Raw genomic sequence first — 17,353 nt, forward strand, 5'->3', positions numbered from 1 at the left:
AAAAAGGCCCACGGATGGCTTTCGCAGACCCACGGATTTTTATGCGAGATTTTCTACCCACAAAATCCGTGGGTCTGCGAAAGCCATCCGTGGTTAACATTTCTCGAATTCACCGTCGCCCTCGTCAACGAATCTGAGGCATAATGGTGACATGAACCAGCCTGACCCCCAAGCGAACGATGATCCGATGATCCGGCACCGCCGCCAGATTGCTCACGACCGTACGCCGCAGCAGCAAGCCGAGATTTCTGACCGTTTGCAGCAAACCGCGATGGAAGCGATCCGCAGCGATCCAGCAGCCTATCAAGCATTCATGGCTCGGAATCACCGAAAACGGCGAATCAGCGAAGTTCAAAAACTGGAAGCCCTGATGAGACAGCGGTGCCAAACGGATGAGTGATTTGTCAGCGTTGGCGATCGTCGACCACTTGCTTGCTCACCAGATTCCATTGGTGGTGATTGGCGGCCACGCCGTGAATGTGCATGGATTTGCCAGGGCAACTGAGGATGTTGATATCGTCTTCCTTCGCACTTCGGAATCCGAGAGCCGATTGGCTGATGCGCTAAGCGAAGTCAATTCCTATTGGATCGGCAACGAAATAGACCCAGCAACGGGGATTGAAAAAATCCACTCAGTCACGGCAGACTACATTCGGAAAAGTCGCTTGATGATGCTGGGGACAGACCTGGGATTCCTCGATCTGTTCGACTTTATCCCGTCATTGCCCGATGAGCCGACTGATAACTTTTTTGCAACCGCGATTGAACGAAATGGACGACCGTTCGCGAGCCTGGGCTGGATTCGGCGGATGAAATCGGCCGCGAACCGACCGATCGATCGGATCGACTTGGAGAATCTGCCTGCTGATCGGGACGGGTAGTGGAGATGGAATGAACCACGGATGGCTTTCGCGGGACCACGGATTTTGTGGGTAGAAAAATGCGCATAGAAATCCGTGGTCCCGCGAAAGCCATCCGTGGTTAAAAAATCCCGCAATTCCCGCCAAACTCATCCGCGGACTCCATTTACAAAACCGGTCGTGTCCCTCTACACTCCGGGGCCAGAAATCCGCAATTTGTCCTTATTTCGCTCAGTTCTAGCGATCGCCCGTGTTTGAATCCCTGTCTGACGGTCTGCAATCCGCCTTCAAAAGCCTGTCCGGCAAGGGCAAGCTGACTGATGCGAATATGCGCGACGGGCTCGAGATCGTCCAGAAATCGATGCTGGAGGCTGACGTTAGCTACAGCGTTGTCCAGGATTTCATGGGCAAAGTGTCTGAGAAAGCACTGGGCAAACGAGTCCTGTTGTCGCTGCGGCCACACGAAGAACTGGTCAATATCGTCCACAGCGAATTGATCTCGATTCTGGGACCGGTCGATCCGTCGCTGCACCTGAAGAAAGACGGCCCCACGATCATCATGCTCTGCGGATTGCAGGGTAGCGGTAAAACGACCACCTGCGGCAAGCTCTCGCAGATGCTCAAAGAGGAAGGCATCAAGCCGGTCCTGGTCGCCGCCGACTTGCAGCGTCCTGCCGCGATCGAGCAACTGCACGTGATCGGCCGCCAATTGGACGTGCCGGTCTACAGCGAACCCGACAACAAAGATCCGGTCAAAGTTTGCAAGAACGGCGTCAAAAAAGCGATCGCCGATGGTGCTCGGGTCGTGATCCTGGACACCGCCGGACGTTTGGCCATCGACGAAGAGTTGATGGGCGAGTTGAAACGCATCGACAAGAAGGTTTCGCCCGACCAGGTTTACTTGGTCGTTGACGGAATGACGGGGCAAGACGCGGTCAACAGTGCGGGTGCTTTCAACGAAGCACTGGAACTGGACGGCGTGATCATGACCAAGCTGGACGGTGACGCTCGCGGCGGAGCGTTGCTGTCGGTCAAGCATGTCACTGGCGTGCCGATCAAGTTCATTGGTACCGGCGAACAATTCGATGCACTGGAGCCGTTTCGTCCCGAAGGCATGGCCGGACGAATTCTGCAGATGGGCGACATTGTTGCCGCCGCACGCGAAGCTCACCGCATTGTCGATGAAAGCGAACGCGAAGAAATGGAAGCCAAGATGGCTTCCGGCGATTTCACGCTCGACGATTTCAAGAACATGATGCTGAAGGTGGCCAAACCGGGGCTGATGGGCCGCATGATGGGTTTGATGCCTGGAATGGGTCAATTCAAAGACGTGATGGAAAGCGATGAAGCGGCCAAAGGGATCAGTCAAACGATCGGCGCGATCAACAGCATGACGATGGCCGAGCGGAAAAACCCAAAGGCCATCGACGCTCAGCGGCGTCATCGGATCGCCAAGGGTGCCGGAGTTCAAATGCCAGTGGTCACTCAGTTGATCAAACAGTTTGAAGTCATGAAGCCGATGATGCAGGGCATGGCCAGCGGCGGAGTGGGCGACCGCATGAAGATGATGCAGCAATTGCAATCCAGCGGCGCCATGAACGACCCAAGCATGTCGGGCATCAAAACAAAGAAGAGTACCGGCAAGCGTTTGTCCAACGCCGAACGAGCCAAGATGAAGAAAGAACGAGATAAGTTGAAACGAAAGATGAAGAAGAGAAGATAGCTTTTAGCGATTAGCTTTTAGCCGTTAGCTTTTTGAATGAAGCGGCTGATCCTAAAAAGCTAATCGCTAAGTGCTAATAGCTAACCGCTACTCAGGCACCGACCCGGCATTGGTTCTGCTTGTCGCAGTTTCAGTCCCAGGAAGTCTAACGCTTGACAAATTTTTACTCGCATCCGAAAGGGAGCAACGAAACGAAATGGCAGTCCGAATCCGAATGAAAAAAATGGGACGAGCTCACCGTCCTTTCTTCCGCATCTGTGCCATGGACAAACGAAGTCCACGGGATGGCCGCGTGATTGAAAACTTGGGCACCTACGACCCGATGTGCCCCGAAACTGACGCTCGCGTCACCCTGAAAACTGACCGCATCGCCTACTGGGTTGGCGTCGGTGCTCAGCCCAGCGACAAGGTTGCTGTCCTGATCAAAAAGTACGGTGCCGAAGGCACTCACCTGGAAGCCCAAGCGGCCGCGAAAGATCGTTTGTCAAAGCGTAAGGATTACACTCCAGCACCCTTCGTGCCGCCTAAGCCGAAAGAAGAACCCAAGGCTGAAGCACCCGCGGAAACACCGGCTGAAGAAGCACCTGCGGCCGAAGCAAAACCTGAAGACGCCAAGCCCGAAGAAGCCGGCACCGAAGAGCCCAAAGCGGAAGAAACTGCTAGCGAGTAATTCCGCCTGCGGCGACCATGCGATTTGACATTATCACCCTTTTCCCGGACCTGTTTGACGGATACTTGACGCAAGGACTGCTCGGCAAAGCGATCGAGCGAAACTTGACTCAAATCCATCGGCATGACCTACGCGAATTTGCTCCCAACACACCTCACCGACCGGTTGATGACAAACCATTCGGTGGCGGCCCCGGGATGCTGATTCAGGTCGAGCCGACGGTCAAATGCGTTGAAGCAGTTCGTGAAAAAGACACCACCCCCGCTCGAACGATTCTGTTGACGCCGCAAGGCAAACGGTTCGATCAGCGGATGGCCGAAGACTTTGCCGTCAGCGAGCGATTGATTTTGCTGTGTGGACGTTACGAGGGATTCGACCAACGGGTGACTGAGATCCTGCAACCAGAGGAAATCAGCGTGGGTGATTTTGTGCTCAATGGTGGCGAGGTAGCAGCCATGCTGATCGTTGACGCGGTCGTGCGGCTGATTCCCGGCGTCCTGGGCGACGAACTAAGTAACATCGATGATTCCTTTAGCCGTGGAAATCGGATTCTGGAATTTCCTCAATACACACGACCTCGCGAATTTCGCGGACACAAGGTTCCCGACATCTTGCTAAGCGGCGATCACCAAGCGATCGCCAAATGGCGAGACGAGCAGAGCCGGTTGCGAACCGAGCACAGGCGTAGCGATTTGCTGTGAACCAGTAAAATTCAACTCACCTTAAAAACACTTTAGATATCGAAGCGAGAAATCATGTCCACTCAATCCATCATGGAACTGGTCGAAAAGACCGCCCTGAAAGAGAACCCACCCCAATTTGACATTGGCGATACGGTCGATGTTCACTTGAAGATTTTGGAAGGCAACAAAGAACGCATCCAAGTCTTCAGCGGCGTTGTGATCGCACGCAGCGGTACAGGCAGCAAAGAAATGTTCAGCGTTCGCCGAATCGTTGCTGGTGAAGGTGTGGAACGCAAGTTCCCCGTTCACAGCCCCAAGATCGAAAAGGTCGAAGTGACACGAAGCGCCATCGTGCGTCGTGCCAAGCTGTACTTCCTACGCGGCCGAGTCGGCAAGGCAGTCCGCCTGAAAGAACGTCGCCGAGTGTGAGCCCAGTAGCACGTAGCGCCAGCTAACGGTTCTGGTCACCAGCCAGTGACCGGACGCCGACCGGCTGTAGATAAAAGTGAGCCGCGACGCGTAATCGGCCGGGCCTACATCGCCAGCCCGAGGCCTGACGGCCAGCGGCTCACAATTGCCGGCGGGATATCGGTCAAATCGCCATGCCACGCTTCATCCACCGCATCCGCGCCGCCTACGTCGATTGGCGTTACGGCCGGATTGATCTGGATGCGAAAGTCGGCAAGAAAGGCGAACAAGCCGCAGCACGCTTGCTGCGGCGAAAGGGTCTGACCGTCATCGCCGAGAGCGAATCCGACCGAGGTGGCGAAATCGATCTGATCGCCATCGACGAGCGAAAAAAGATCATCATCTTTGTCGAAGTCAAAACGCACTCGACCACCAAACCCGGACACCCCGCCGAGCGAGTAGACGAAGCGAAGCAGGGCAGAGTATCCCGCGCCGCGATGCGGTACCTAAAACGCAAAAAGCTACTAGGAACTCCGGTGCGTTTCGATGTTATCGCCGTCTGGTGGCACACCGACGCCCCAGAACCAAACAAGATCGAGCACTACGAAGCAGCCTTTGAGTGCACTGGTGATTTCCAGATGTTTTAATCAGCCAGCTAAACCTCAGTCATACCATGTGCAGCGAAACCTTTGGCTCTCAACAAACAGGCGTCGCAGTGACCGCAGGCTGCTTTTCCTTCGATCGGGTCGTAGCACGAGATTGTTTGGCTGTAGTCGATGCCTTGCTTGGTTGCCAAGTTTGCCATGGTTTGGAATGCGGCGATGAATTCCGCGCGGCAATCGGGATAGCCGCTGTAGTCCAGTGCATTGACGTCGATGAAGATGTCGCGTGCATCTAAGACTTCCGGGATGGCTTGGCCGGAGCCATCCGCCAATCTTGACGATTACTCAAAGTCGGGCTTCGCAGGGGCCAGCGGCGGCGGTTACAATGGACTGATACACCCAACACGGAGATTGGCCGATGGACACGACAGTTGACGCACCATTGCAATGGGTCGAGAGCATCACGACGCTCCGCTTGCCCGAGCAAGCCGACCAGCGATTGCAAGATTTAATGGATCGCAACAATGAAGGCCAACTCACCGAATCAGAACGTGCCGACCTGGCCGCATTGGCCGAGCTGAGCGAGCGTCTTTCACTTGTACGCGCCGAAGCGCTGCATCTTCTCGGTCGCAAGCCTTCCTAGCGTCGTGGTTTCCACCGAGACACGACAAACCGTGATCGCCCGATCAGGCGGTCGATGTGAATACTGCCGAATGGACCACTCGTTGCAGGGTGCGACTTTTCACGTCGAGCATGTTTTCCCGCGTTCGGCAGGCGGTTCCGATGACGCCGAAAATTTGGCGTTGGCCTGCCCGAGCTGCAATCTGCACAAGTCCGATCGCGTGGCGGTCTCTCCATTGGGATCGTCGGAACCGATCACGTTGTTCAATCCGCGATCCGATCTCTGGTCAGACCACTTCGAGTGGGACGAGTACGCAATCGCGGGTAAGACGCCGATCGGTATCGCAACGATCGACGCATTGCATTTGAACGACCAGAGGCGTCAGAAGATACGCCAAGCTGAACGTCTGTTCGACTTGTTCCCGCCAGAAGACTGAATCCAACAGCGAAGATCGTTCTGCTCACTGAGATAATCGAACTTCTCTCAGGGTGCGAAGCTCGACGCCGTCGAGCTTCTCGCGGTGGAGGGCTTCGCCGGGGACAGTCTTGGGATTCGGGATTGAGTCACAGTCTTTTTTGATATTACCACAAGGAGATTGAATGAGCATGTCAACCTCCGTCCTTCGCAAAAGAGTTTGTTGTCAATCGCGAAACCCGAGTCTGACTCCACGCGAAGCGTTTTTCACCACTTTGTTCGTTAAGCCGCGTGGGCATCGCCCCGCGCGTTCGGGGCGATCGGGGCAGCACGACGCGCGGGGCGATGCCCACGCGGTTAAACAGTTTAGAAAACCTTCACGGCGTTGGTGGCTACTCCGCCGTGAGTCGCGGAACTCCACACGGCTTACGTTGGGTCGAGTCCAAGCTCGGCGAAACCTTTGGCTCTCAACAAACAGGCGTCGCAGTGACCGCAGGCTGCTTTTCCTTCGATCGGGTCGTAGCACGAGATTGTTTGGCTGTAGTCGATTCCTAGCGATAAACCTTTGGCGATGATCTGGGCTTTGGTTAGGTCGATCAGTGGGGTGTGGATTTTCAGTTGGTCGGTATCTTCGACGCCTTGCTTGGTTGCCAAGTTTGCCATGGTTTGGAATGCGGCGATGAATTCCGCGCGGCAATCGGGATAGCCGCTGTAATCGAGTGCATTGACGCCGATGAAGATGTCGCGTGCCCCTAAGACTTCCGCCATCGCGAGGGAAAGCGACAAGAAAATCGTATTCCTGGCTGGCACGTAGGTCACTGGGATTTCGCCGCCGATATCTTCCACACGATCGCACTTCGGCACCGCGATGTCACCATCGGTCAATGCGGATCCACCAAACGCGGCCAAGTCGATGCCGACAATTCGGTGAGACGCGGCACCAAGTTTTTCGGCTAGGCCGGCGGCGCACTGAATTTCATGCTGATGACGTTGGCCGTATCGAAAGCTAATCGCGTGAACATCAAAGCCTTGGTCCTTGGCGATCGCAAAGCAGGTGGCACTGTCCAGGCCGCCCGAAAGCAACACGATCGCGGGTCTTGTATCAGTCACGTTTCTTCCAAAGCTTGCGGCCAATCGATGGGTTGTAGTTGGTCCAGTTTCCATCGGCGGAAACGTCGGCTTCGATCACCGAAGTGTAGGACGCCATCTTTGCATCCAGATTGTCGATGTGGTGAAGAGCGACAGCTTCCAGGGTGACGGGAATTTTTGGGCTGCCGTATTCGAGGACTCCGTGATGGCTGACGACCATGTGTTCTAGGTGCAAACGCAGTTCGGCCGGGAAGGGTTTCGATGACTCGGAGCCTTCGCTGATGGACGCAATTTTTTCGCCCAACGTTTGCACTCCGATCACGATATGCCCGACCATCTGTCCGCGATCGGTGTAAGAGATTTCACCATCGGCGGCCAGTTCATCAATCTTGCCCAAGTCATGCAGGAAAGCACCAAAGACCAGCAGATCGGAATCCAGTTGCGGATAACGAGTCGCAACCAAGCCGGCCAGTTCCATCATGTCCACGGTGTGACGCAGCAGGCCACCTGGATAGGCGTGATGATTGTTGACGGCGGCGGCGGCTTTTGAAAACCGAGAAACAAATTTCTCGTCCTTCAAGTAGGCTTCACCCAGCCGAACCAAGTGCGGGTTGCTGAGCTGCGAAAACAGTTCGCCCAGGCGGCCGATCAATTGCTCGGATGCGGCTGCGTCAAACCGCTCAAATTCGCTCAGTTCGACCTCGCTGGGATCCATGCGTTCCAAGCCGGTGACAATGATCTGCAGAGTGCCATTGTGGATTTGAGTTCGACCGTGGCAAAAAACGTAGTCGCCTCGATCAAAAGAATCGAAGAGCTTCTCGTCCGCGTTCCAGAACATTGCCGCAATCACGCCGGTCCGATCGGCCAGTCGCAGCAGGATGTACTTGCCACCCTGTCGATTGACGCGAAGCTGTTTGTCGGCGGCCCGGAACGCTTGTTCGAGCGGTTGTCCATCGGCCAATTCGGCTACAGGAGTTCGATTCACGGTGTTTGCTCGCAGAAGAAGTTGATGAGGTTACGCTAGAATGTCGCGGTCTGGCCAAAATTGGCAAGCCCTGAAAGCATTGGCACCCATTTGAGTTGGGATATTTCTTCCAAGCAGCACCTCACCGGCGGTCCCACGGGTTGGATCAGTGGTTAAACTTAATGAATGACCGACCTGACCTCTTCATCACAGCAAGGACGCAAGAGCACCATCAATTTGGTGCGTTCGAGCCATCCTTGGACCGAAGCCGATAGCGCGGCGGGATACGTATTGAAATATATCGTGCCCATGCGACGCATCTTGACCGACGTTGTCGGAAGCCAAGAAGTCGCAGACGGTGCGCTAAAGCTGTTGCTCGGGCATCTGGTCTCAGCAGGCTTTGGCGACCAAAAAAGTGGCAAGCTAAGAGATTTTTTGGTCAGAGGTGTGAGGTCGGCCGCAAAAACTGCGGTTGCTGATTTACCAGATGACAAACGACCCGACCTAAACTTGGACGTTGCAACGCTGGAGTCCAAGACCTGGCTAACGTACTGGCGGGAAGGACTGCTCGAACGAGCCTGGCGAGCACTGGAACGGTTGGAACATTCCAGCACTGATAAGCCGTACTACACGGTCCTGTTTTCAGCCACCAGCGGTGAGGCCAAGACAACACCTGCGCTGGTCGAAAAGATCCACGGCGAAATTGGTCAGAAACTTGATGAAGCAACCGTTCAACAATTCCTGACCGAGTCACGCACGATGTTTGCTCAGATGATTGCTGATGAAGTCGCTGAAACGATCAAAAGCCCAACCAGCGAAGACGTCAAACGAGAAATCGCTCTATTGGGATTAAGCAAAGCGTTTTCTGGAATCACGGTTTAAGAATGATACCGAAATAGCTTCATGAAATTCGATTGCACCAAATCCCAACCCATTCAATGAAACGAGTTCACGAAAACTTGGTTAAGAAATCACCGATCGCTCTAAGCCTGACCTGGTTTGGATTGATCCTCTGTTCAGCTTTATTACTTGGATCCACCATCGCGTCGGCGGAAGAAACTGAACCCGAGATGCCGTTCGCTCTTGATGATGATGGACGCTTGGTTCGATTCGATCGCGACGTCGCGCCGATCCTGCGAACCCGTTGTTTGGAATGCCACAACGAAGAAGACGCACGAGGAGATTTCCGCGTCGATGATCGCGATACTTTGCTGGGATACGTTGAACCCGATGACGCGGAATCCAGCACCTTGTTCGCCGATTATCTAACCATCGATGACGAGGACATGTTGATGCCGCCACGAACCCATGGCGGTCCGCTTTCAGCATCGGAATTGTCGATCATTCGCGTTTGGATTAACGAAGGTGCGGGTTGGCCCGAAGACGTTCAACTTGTCTCGGCGGGTGCCGAAGACAAACTTGCGGTTGCAGTCGCGCCGCCAACGACGTTGCTGGGCAGAGTTTGGGCGGCCCAGGGTTTCTTGCACCCGGCGACGGTACACTTTCCCGTTGCACTGTTGTTGCTGGGAGCCGCCTTTGTGGTGCTAGGCTGGAAATGGCCCGCCGTGGGAACTCAGATTCCGTTGGCATGTTTGTTGATCGGCGCGGTTACCGCAATCGCATCGACGGCGATGGGGTTTTCGTTCGCGGTCGAACGAGGTTACGGATCGTGGGATCGATTCGACGCCGCGATCATGGAAAAAGAAGTTTTCTGGCACCGATGGTCAGGTGTCGTGGTTTCAGTCTTGGCCGCCGTTTTCGCGATCATCGCGTTGGTATCGTTACGAACCAAGAACGCTCGAATGACGACCGTTTGGAAGGCCGGGTTACTCGTTTGTGCAGCGATCGTTGGGTTGGTGGGACACCAAGGCGGCGAAATGAGTTACGGCGAAGACTTCTATCCGAAGATGTTCCGAACACTTTTGGGAACACCAGAAACAAATGCAGATGCGGTGACCGTATCCGCTGCCAGCGTGGTGCAAAAGTCCGAGCGTAATCTTGAATAGCCGGATGTTGGGATTCTTTAAACATCCGCACTGCAATTCGATAGGGTTGGCCCATGCTGTTTTTCTGCTGATCGCTTTAAAGGTTGCGTTGTGGGCCAGTTTGGGACCAGCGGCAATCGTTGGTGATGCCAATGGATACTGGAAGCTCAGCTCGTTGGTGATCGATGGCGACGTCATGATGATGGCCGAACCCATCGCCTACCGAACACCCATTTACCCTTGGTGCTTGGCTGCGTTCCGCATCGCTGCATCCACACTGACCTCTCCGTTGTTGGTGATCATCGTCGCTCAAGCGAGTTTGTATTTGGCAAGCGTTTACTTGGCGGGCGAACTCGCTGTCCAGATTTCGGGTCGGTCATCCGCCAGACTGTTCGCGATGCTGGCACTGCTGCCTGCGATTTCAGCGATCACCTACGTCGGTTTCTTGGTCAGTGAAATCCTATTCGTGGCGTTGTTGATGCTGCACTTGTTGTCCGTGGTCCGATACACCCACGACAGCACCGCTGCGAGTGCGGCGTGGGTGGGGCTGACGCTGGGACTGACGCTGCTAACGCGGCCCATCGTGTTGTTGCTTTGGATTCCACATTTGATTTTTGTATTGATCAAACATTTCTCGCGACTTGAAAAAGGAACCGATCCGGTCGCGATCAAGCATCGCTTCGGACACGTGATCTTGGCGTCCGTTGTTGTGGTCGCGTTGTGCATTCCTTGGCTGGCAAGAAATCAACGTCTTTTTGGTGAAGTCTTTTTAACCGAGTTCTTGGGACGCAACATTTGGATTGTTACTTTCCAAGATGGTTCGGGGGCAGGCTTGGCAATGCCCGAATCGGAATCAGCGGCCGAACTACAAAGTCGCGTTAATCAAGTCACTGGCAACGACTGGCGCGAATCAAATTGGCGTCACACTTGGACGGTGTCGAACCTGCTTACGGAATCAGGGCTGAACGATCCGGCGGCGGATCGATTGATGAAAACAGTTGCGGTCGAAGCGATGATGACGGATCCCAAAACCGTGGCTTACAAGACGGTCCGTCGCTGCGTCAATTTCTGGCGTTGTCCAGGGAACCAGCTACCCACCGCCGACCCGGACTACAACGGATTCCAGCCCTATCCAAAAACCTGGTTCAACAAAAATCAAACGGCAAATAGCCTGGCGAGCTTTGCGTTCCGTTTTCGTGTCAGTCAATCAGTGGCGGCCAACACCGTCTTGATGGTGTTGATCGGCGTGGCGACGTTGTACTTGGTTTACGATCAATCAACTCGCGTCTACGGACTTTGGATCGCGAGTATCCTGGTGTACTTCAGCGTGATTACTGGCGTCGTGGAAATCCCTGATTATCGATACCGAATGGTGGTTGAGCCGGTTTGTGCGTCGGTGGTGGGAAGTGCATTATCACTGCTTTGGCCGCTGAGCCAGAATCGGAACCTAGATCCTGCATCGGAGACCGCAGCGTGAGTGAGACCATGCATCCTGAGCAGCAATCGCCTGATCCGAATTCAATCGAACTATCCGTCGTCATGCCCTGCCTGAACGAAGCCGATACGGTTGGCGTTTGCGTCAACAAAGCGGTTCGTGCGATGAGTGACGCGGGCATCCGTGGCGAAGTCATTCTGGCGGACAACGGCAGCACCGACCAATCCAAAGCGATCGCCATCGAAAATGGTGCTCGCACGATTGACGTCCGACAACGCGGCTACGGTGCTGCATTGATGCACGGTATCGAAGCGAGCCGAGGCAGGTTTGTTTTGATGGGCGATGCCGACGATAGTTACAACTTTTTAGAGATCCCCGCATTCGTCGATGAACTTCGCAAAGACTACGACCTTGTCCAAGGTTGCCGTTTGCCACGCGGTGGTGGGACTGTACTGCCCGGCGCGATGCCGTTCCTGCATCGCTGGTTTGGCAATCCGGTTTTGTCTTGGTTGGTTCGGTTGATGTTTCGAATCCCAATCAACGATGTCTATTGTGGAATGCGAGGCTTCAAGCGAACGCTTTATGATCGATTGGATTTGCGGTCACCAGGGATGGAATTCGCCACGGAGATGATCATCAAAAGCGGCTTGCATGGGGCATCAATGAGTCAGGTGCCGATCACGTTGCACCCGGATGGTCGGCAACAGCATGGGCCACACCTCCGCACGTTTCGTGATGGCTGGCGGACGCTAAGGTTGTTCTTGGTGTTCAGTCCCAAGTGGACTTTCTTTCGCCCCGGTCTGCTGCTGATCATCATGGCAATCATTGGCTATGCACTCGCAATTCCGCAAATCCGCGTTTTCGGTGCTGCATTGGATGTGCATACGTTGTTGGTCGCAAGCTTGGCTGGTCTGCTTGGTTGGCAATGTGTTTTGTTGGCGACCTTGTCACGGATTTTTGCTGGACGCGAAGGCATGATGCCCAAACACGAAAAACTGGAGAACTTGACCGTTGAAAAAGGACTGATCTTTGGTTTGCTTGCCGCCGGGATAGGCGTTGTGATGATCAGCGTGATCGTCTTTCGTTGGTGGCAAGGTGAGTTTGGCGAATTGCAGTATCCCGTGACGATGCGATGGGTCGTTCCCGGCGTCACGCTGGTTGCGATTGGTTTTCAAACCGCGATGGCAAGCTTGATGGCGGGAGTCTTGAAGATGCAGCGATCACGCGACGAGGATGCCGCTTGATGAATGAATCAAATCAAACGCCGAAGATTATTCAGCATGTCGCAAGCGGTCAGATGTGCTGTGATCCGGATTGGGAAGCAGCTTACAAACGGTTCGAGACCCCCGAAGAAGAGATTGCCAAATTTATTGGCCGATTGAAACGGTTCGGGTTCGAATCGCTTCCCAAAGACGCTCGCATCAATGAAATTTTCTGCGGACGCGGCGGCGGATTGGTCGCGTTGGAACGACTTGGATTCACCGATGTCGAGGGCACCGATTTATCGGATACCTTGCTTGCGGAATATCGAGGCGCAGCGACGCTACACTTGGCTGATTGCCTTTGCATGCCGTTCGATGATGACAGCTACGACATTGTGATCGTCCAGGGTGGTCTGCATCATTTGCCGAAGATCCCTGATGATCTGGATCGATGTTTGGCCGAAGTCAAACGCATCTTAAAGCCCGATGGAACCTTCTACGTCATCGAACCTTGGCGAACACCGTTTTTGAACTTTGTCCATTTCGTCACTGACCAACCGATCATGCGAAAGCTCTACGCGAAAGGCGACGCATTGGCTGCGATGACTGAGTGCGAACGCGTTACCTATGAAAACTGGCTCACGCATCCCAAGGAAATCATGGCCGTATTCGACTCGCACTTCAAAGCTCAAAAAGCGAATTCGTCTTGGGGGAAATTGGCCTACGCCGGGACGCCAATTTCATGACCTGACAACACTCGTCAAACCGCGTGAGCATCGCCCAACGGCACCTACCTTAGAATTTGAGCTGCCCAATTTGAACTGACCTGGGCGGACATCGATTTGATTGCTGCCGGATTAGTGTCGTTACTCCTACCGATGGAAGTCAATCAGATAAATGTAAACAGTCGTTGATCGCTCCGCGATCGGAACGTTCGCGAATAGTCCCGGAGGGTCGGAAGCCCTCTGCCGGGGATGTAAATCCCCGGATGGCAGCGTTTAATCTCCCTTTTTCTGTGGCTCGCTTTCGCCCCATCCAGGGCTTCGGTTTTTGCTGCGTTTGATTCCGTGGGTCAAGACCCACGGCACCATGCTGACGCCCCATCCGGGGCTAAAGTAAGTGCCATTGGGGCATCGCCCAAGGCCGTGAAGGGTTTCTAAATTGTTTAACCGCGTGGGCATCGCCCCGCGCGTCGTGCGGCCCCACAGTGCACGGGGTGAGTCCACGGCGGGGGGCCGCCATGCTACTTTTCGCCCCGCACGTTCGGTTCCGCGTGGACGCGCGGAACGAAACTCGCAGAACAAAACGCCTTGGGCGATGCCCAACGCGGCTTAACGAGCGAATGCCGTTTTAGCGAATCGTGAAGGCTCGCTTTAGACGTCCGCGTTGGTTGCGAAGATTCAAAACCTGAATCACATGGTGACGGCAATCGTGAATCAGCGGCACGTTCAACTGAGAATGCGATCGCATGCGTTGCTCGACCACGGTGGCTGAGATGCCGGTAACCTTTTTAGCCGAGGCACCGATGCGTTTCTGGTCCAGTTTGAAACCTCGCTCCATCACCTGAGTGCCGTAGAGTTGGCACTCGCGACAATTGCTCACCGGTACTCCGTTTTCGTAGACGATCGGCGAAACCCCGTTCGGGCAGATCGCAATTGACGCATGCCGCATCGGCCCTACTTTAGGTTTCGTGCCGTTGATCTTGCTGGTGACGATGTACACCTCACGATCATCCCAGCCTGACGCACTGACCGCATTCACGCCCGTCGCGGCGAACATGGTTGCCATCAGGATGGTCGTCAGGATAAACATCAAACGCTGCATTGATCAGATTTCATTTGAATCGGTAAATCGGCTGTTGGAACGTCCTATTATAGCACGCGAAATTAGGCCAGGCGGTCCCTGCGATCAGCCGATTCTCCTTCATATTGTGCTGTCCAAAAGAGGAAAGTAGGCCGTTCACCGAGAAATGTCGCCTTCGCTCGTTTTTCTGACCCGACGACAGTTGCATCGCGTCGTGGTATTTTGGGTTATGCGGAAAAATCGACTTCCGACTCCTACCATTGCGACCAGAAACATTGGATTGATCTTTCGTGCCATCTAAATCCACCAACGATAAAACGGTGCCCAACAAAAGGGTTTCTGAAAAAAAGAAGGCCAAGCAAGAACCGGCTCCATTGCCAGAGGATCGGTTTATCAACCGCGAATTGAGCTGGCTAGAATTCAATCGCCGAGTCCTGGACCAGGCTTGTGACTCGTCACTGCCGTTGTTGGAACGCGCCAAGTTTCTGGCGATCACCAGCTCGAATCTTGACGAGTTCGTCATGGTTCGGATCGGCAGTTTGAAGATGCAGTACCAGCAGAATTCGATGCAGCGTGATCCATCGGGCATGACGGTGTCCGAGCAACTGGAAGCCGTCTCCAGCCGTTGCCAACTGGTGACGCAGTGGCAGTACGACTTGTTCCGCGAGTCGCTGGAACCGTTGATGGCCGAAGCTGGGATTGCTCGCGTTGATCTTGCCAATTGCAGCCAAGCCTGCATCGATGCAGCCGACCGTCACTTTCACAGCGATGTAATTTCGGTCCTGTCGCCGCAGGCAATTTTCTCTGAGCGACCCTTTCCGCTGCTGCAGGGATTGGGGATTCATGTCTGCGTGCGGTTGAAATCAGAGCCTGTTGCGAAAACGAATTCATCAAAAACCGGCGATGAAGCGTCAGAGAATCCTTGGGATTTTGTTGTCATCCCGCTGGGACGAACACTGCCGCGTTTCATTCCAATGCCGTCTGATCGAGGGCACGCCTATGTGTTGTTGGAAGACTTGGTAACGCATTACATCGAAGATTTTTTCCCTGGGCGAGAAGTCGCTGAGAGCATCGTGTTTCGGATCACTCGCAGCGCTGATGTGGAACTAAGAGAAGATGACGCTTTTGATTTGATGGTGGGCATGGAAGACGTGCTGGAAAGCCGTCGTCAATCGCCAGCAGTTCGGTTGGAGTATTCCGATGGCGCGAGCGACGCAATCCTTAGTTTTTTATCCGAGCGAATGGATCTGCGAAGCCAAGACTTGTATCCGATCAACGGTCCGATTGATCTGACTTACCTGTTTGGGCTGTACGGAATCGAGGGTTTCGATGCGCTGCGTGACGAGGCCTGGCGACCCCAACACAACCCGCACATCGATCCCGCCGAACCGATGTTCAACACGATCCAGCAAGGTGACCTGCTGTTGGTACATCCTTATGAACAATTCGATCCCGTCGTTCGCATGATCGAAGAAGCGTCGACCGATCCCGACGTGATGGCAATCAAACAGGTGCTGTACCGCACCAGTCGCGACAGCCCGATCGTCAACGCACTTAAACGAGCCGCAGAGCATGGTAAGTACGTTTCCGTGATCGTCGAATTAAAGGCACGTTTTGACGAAGCCCGAAACATTGAATGGGCACGCGAGATGGAGCAGTCGGGTGTCCAAGTGATCTACGGCATCCGCGGATTGAAGACACACGCCAAAGTTTGCATCATCGTCAGGCGAGAATCGACGGGCATTGTTCGGTACATGCACTTTGGAACCGGCAACTACAACGAAGCGACCGCTAATCTTTACAGCGACATTTCGTTGTTCACCTGCAACGAAGAATTTGGCAACGACGCTACCTCGTTTTTCACCTGCGTCACCGGGGCCAGCCAACCCCAGATGATGCAGCATCTCTCCGCCGCGCCACTGACACTGCGACGGCGAATCACCGACTTGATCGACGGAGAAACTCAACGTTCTTTGCAGGGGCAAAAGGCTGAAATCACCGCAAAGCTGAACGCCTTGGTCGACATCAAAATCATCGACGCGTTGTATCGAGCCAGCATGGCGGGAGTCAAAATTCGGCTAAACATTCGCGGTATTTGTTGCTTGAAGCCGGGCGTCAAAGGACTGAGTGAAACGATCGAGGTGGTATCGATCATTGATCGCTATCTCGAACACGCAAGAGTGTTCGAGTTTCGTCATGGCGGCGACAACAAGATCTACATCAGCAGCGCCGATTGGATGCCTCGCAACTTGGATCGCCGAGTCGAGTTGCTGGTGCCGGTCGAGGATGACAAGTGCCATCGAAAACTACGCGAGACGCTGCGGACCTACTTCAAGGACAACACCAACACTTGGGTGATGAAGTCCGATGGTTCTTATGATCGCGTGGTTGAGAAGAAGAACCCGTTTCGGGCGCAGAAAGTGTTGTTCGAGAAAGCAAAAAGCGAAAGGGAGGCAGTCAAACAGAATCGCCGTACACGCTTTGAGGCGCACACGCCCAAGAGTTCGTAGATCGTTAAGCCGCGCGGCCGGATGAGCCGTAACCAAACCGTTTAACCGCATGGGCATCGCCTCGCGAGTTCGGGGCCAGAAGAGTAGGCCGGAACAAGCTTAGCGCAGTTCCGGCAATCCAACGTAGTACCATGCAATTGCCGGAACTGCGCTAAGCTTGTTCCGGCCTACATTGCTTTCGCCCCATCCGGGGCTTCGGCTTTTGCTGCGTTTGATTCCGTGGGTCAAGACCCACGGCACCGTGCTGACGCCCCATCCGGGCAACGCTATGAAGCATTCTACGCTGCGTTTGCGAGCCGGTTTTCGTTGAGTTTTTGTTGTTCTTCGAGATCAGGTGCCCTCACCTTTGGATCGCCCAGCGGCTTCTTGTCTGGATTGTGTAA

18 protein-coding genes and 1 pseudogene are annotated in these 17,353 nt (G+C 54.4%); 15 read left to right on the forward strand and 4 right to left on the reverse strand.

What is annotated here, in order from left to right:
- The first annotated feature begins 151 nt into the window (after positions 1-151).
- The 7 genes from RC85_RS13970 to RC85_RS14000 all read left to right on the forward strand — a co-directional run bounded on the left by RC85_RS13970 (position 152) and on the right by RC85_RS14000 (position 4,991).
- Positions 152-400 carry a hypothetical protein gene (locus RC85_RS13970; RefSeq protein ID WP_068263851.1) on the forward strand — a complete coding sequence of 83 codons (249 nt, stop codon included), beginning with the start codon at positions 152-154 and terminating at the stop codon, positions 398-400.
- On the forward strand, positions 393-881 hold the full coding sequence (locus tag RC85_RS13975) for a hypothetical protein (RefSeq protein ID WP_068263852.1): 489 nt from the start codon (positions 393-395) through the stop codon (positions 879-881). The genes RC85_RS13970 and RC85_RS13975 overlap by 8 nt, the downstream gene beginning before the upstream one ends.
- Before the next feature lie 229 nt (positions 882-1,110).
- Positions 1,111-2,583 (forward strand): signal recognition particle protein, encoded by a 1,473-nt coding sequence (gene ffh, locus RC85_RS13980; RefSeq protein ID WP_068263859.1) that lies wholly within the window; start codon positions 1,111-1,113, stop codon positions 2,581-2,583.
- Between the two features lie 196 nt (positions 2,584-2,779).
- Complete coding sequence (rpsP, locus tag RC85_RS13985) at positions 2,780-3,253, forward strand: 30S ribosomal protein S16 (RefSeq protein ID WP_084422659.1); 474 nt, start codon at positions 2,780-2,782, stop codon at positions 3,251-3,253.
- Positions 3,254-3,270: 17 nt separating this feature from the next.
- Positions 3,271-3,954, forward strand: a complete 684-nt coding sequence (trmD, locus tag RC85_RS13990; RefSeq protein WP_068263862.1) for a tRNA (guanosine(37)-N1)-methyltransferase TrmD — start codon at positions 3,271-3,273, stop codon at positions 3,952-3,954.
- Between the two features lie 72 nt (positions 3,955-4,026).
- The gene (gene rplS / locus RC85_RS13995) at positions 4,027-4,365 is read left to right on the forward strand and encodes a 50S ribosomal protein L19 (RefSeq protein WP_420821399.1); all 339 of its coding nucleotides are present in this window, start codon (positions 4,027-4,029) and stop codon (positions 4,363-4,365) included.
- A gap of 173 nt (positions 4,366-4,538) precedes the next feature.
- On the forward strand, positions 4,539-4,991 hold the full coding sequence (locus RC85_RS14000) for a YraN family protein (RefSeq protein WP_084422660.1): 453 nt from the start codon (positions 4,539-4,541) through the stop codon (positions 4,989-4,991).
- Between the two features lie 8 nt (positions 4,992-4,999).
- On the opposite strand, the pseudogene RC85_RS14005 reads toward RC85_RS14000, so the two are convergent.
- Positions 5,000-5,257, reverse strand: a pseudogene (locus RC85_RS14005) (7-cyano-7-deazaguanine synthase); the annotation flags it as partial.
- A gap of 107 nt (positions 5,258-5,364) precedes the next feature.
- On the opposite strand from RC85_RS14005, the gene RC85_RS14010 reads away from it, so the two are divergent.
- A complete protein-coding gene (locus tag RC85_RS14010) occupies positions 5,365-5,589 on the forward strand; it encodes a hypothetical protein (protein ID WP_068263873.1) in 225 nt (74 codons plus the stop codon).
- Positions 5,590-5,593: 4 nt separating this feature from the next.
- Complete coding sequence (locus RC85_RS14015; RefSeq protein ID WP_160148138.1) at positions 5,594-6,004, forward strand: HNH endonuclease; 411 nt, start codon at positions 5,594-5,596, stop codon at positions 6,002-6,004.
- A gap of 404 nt (positions 6,005-6,408) precedes the next feature.
- On the opposite strand, the gene queC is transcribed toward RC85_RS14015, so the two are convergent.
- A complete protein-coding gene (queC, locus tag RC85_RS14020; protein WP_068263875.1) occupies positions 6,409-7,092 on the reverse strand; it encodes a 7-cyano-7-deazaguanine synthase QueC in 684 nt (227 codons plus the stop codon).
- On the reverse strand, positions 7,085-8,056 hold the full coding sequence (locus RC85_RS14025; protein ID WP_068263877.1) for a 3'-5' exoribonuclease YhaM family protein: 972 nt from the start codon (positions 8,054-8,056) through the stop codon (positions 7,085-7,087). The genes queC and RC85_RS14025 overlap by 8 nt, the downstream gene beginning before the upstream one ends.
- Positions 8,057-8,221: 165 nt before the next feature.
- On the opposite strand from RC85_RS14025, the gene RC85_RS14030 reads away from it, so the two are divergent.
- The 5 genes from RC85_RS14030 to RC85_RS14050 are packed head-to-tail and all read left to right on the forward strand — an operon-like array spanning position 8,222 to position 13,403.
- On the forward strand, positions 8,222-8,917 hold the full coding sequence (locus RC85_RS14030) for a hypothetical protein (protein ID WP_068263880.1): 696 nt from the start codon (positions 8,222-8,224) through the stop codon (positions 8,915-8,917).
- Between the two features lie 56 nt (positions 8,918-8,973).
- Positions 8,974-10,041: a c-type cytochrome domain-containing protein gene (locus RC85_RS14035; RefSeq protein WP_068263883.1), complete on the forward strand. Its 1,068-nt coding sequence runs from the start codon at positions 8,974-8,976 to the stop codon at positions 10,039-10,041.
- Positions 10,034-11,497 carry a hypothetical protein gene (locus RC85_RS14040; protein WP_149752798.1) on the forward strand — a complete coding sequence of 488 codons (1,464 nt, stop codon included), beginning with the start codon at positions 10,034-10,036 and terminating at the stop codon, positions 11,495-11,497. Before RC85_RS14035 ends, RC85_RS14040 begins: the two co-directional genes overlap by 8 nt.
- Positions 11,494-12,699: a glycosyltransferase family 2 protein gene (locus tag RC85_RS14045; protein ID WP_149752799.1), complete on the forward strand. Its 1,206-nt coding sequence runs from the start codon at positions 11,494-11,496 to the stop codon at positions 12,697-12,699. Before RC85_RS14040 ends, RC85_RS14045 begins: the two co-directional genes overlap by 4 nt.
- On the forward strand, positions 12,699-13,403 hold the full coding sequence (locus tag RC85_RS14050; protein ID WP_068263887.1) for a class I SAM-dependent methyltransferase: 705 nt from the start codon (positions 12,699-12,701) through the stop codon (positions 13,401-13,403). Before RC85_RS14045 ends, RC85_RS14050 begins: the two co-directional genes overlap by 1 nt.
- Before the next feature lie 604 nt (positions 13,404-14,007).
- On the opposite strand, the gene RC85_RS14055 is transcribed toward RC85_RS14050, so the two are convergent.
- Positions 14,008-14,481: a hypothetical protein gene (locus tag RC85_RS14055; RefSeq protein ID WP_068263890.1), complete on the reverse strand. Its 474-nt coding sequence runs from the start codon at positions 14,479-14,481 to the stop codon at positions 14,008-14,010.
- A gap of 269 nt (positions 14,482-14,750) precedes the next feature.
- On the opposite strand from RC85_RS14055, the gene ppk1 reads away from it, so the two are divergent.
- Positions 14,751-16,970, forward strand: coding sequence for a polyphosphate kinase 1 (ppk1, locus tag RC85_RS14060; RefSeq protein WP_084422665.1), 2,220 nt, complete (start codon positions 14,751-14,753; stop codon positions 16,968-16,970).
- The last annotated feature ends 383 nt before the right edge of the window (positions 16,971-17,353 follow it).

Source organism: Rubripirellula obstinata (assembly GCF_001642955.1).
Lineage (GTDB): Bacteria > Planctomycetota > Planctomycetia > Pirellulales > Pirellulaceae > Rubripirellula > Rubripirellula obstinata.

Bases quoted from the DNA above. Each gene is read 5' to 3' on its own strand.
- trmD (WP_068263862.1), top strand. From the start codon at position 3,271: ATGCGATTTGACATTATCACCCTTTTCCCGGACCTGTTTGACGGATAC.
- RC85_RS13975 (WP_068263852.1), top strand. From the start codon at position 393: ATGAGTGATTTGTCAGCGTTGGCGATCGTCGACCACTTGCTTGCTCAC.
- rpsP (WP_084422659.1), top strand. From the start codon at position 2,780: ATGGCAGTCCGAATCCGAATGAAAAAAATGGGACGAGCTCACCGTCCT.
- RC85_RS13970 (WP_068263851.1), top strand. From the start codon at position 152: ATGAACCAGCCTGACCCCCAAGCGAACGATGATCCGATGATCCGGCAC.
- RC85_RS14000 (WP_084422660.1), top strand. From the start codon at position 4,539: ATGCCACGCTTCATCCACCGCATCCGCGCCGCCTACGTCGATTGGCGT.
- RC85_RS14050 (WP_068263887.1), top strand. From the start codon at position 12,699: ATGAATGAATCAAATCAAACGCCGAAGATTATTCAGCATGTCGCAAGC.
- RC85_RS14030 (WP_068263880.1), top strand. From the start codon at position 8,222: ATGACCGACCTGACCTCTTCATCACAGCAAGGACGCAAGAGCACCATC.
- RC85_RS14055 (WP_068263890.1), bottom strand. From the start codon at position 14,481: ATGCAGCGTTTGATGTTTATCCTGACGACCATCCTGATGGCAACCATG.
- RC85_RS14010 (WP_068263873.1), top strand. From the start codon at position 5,365: ATGGACACGACAGTTGACGCACCATTGCAATGGGTCGAGAGCATCACG.
- rplS (WP_420821399.1), top strand. From the start codon at position 4,027: ATGGAACTGGTCGAAAAGACCGCCCTGAAAGAGAACCCACCCCAATTT.
- RC85_RS14035 (WP_068263883.1), top strand. From the start codon at position 8,974: ATGAAACGAGTTCACGAAAACTTGGTTAAGAAATCACCGATCGCTCTA.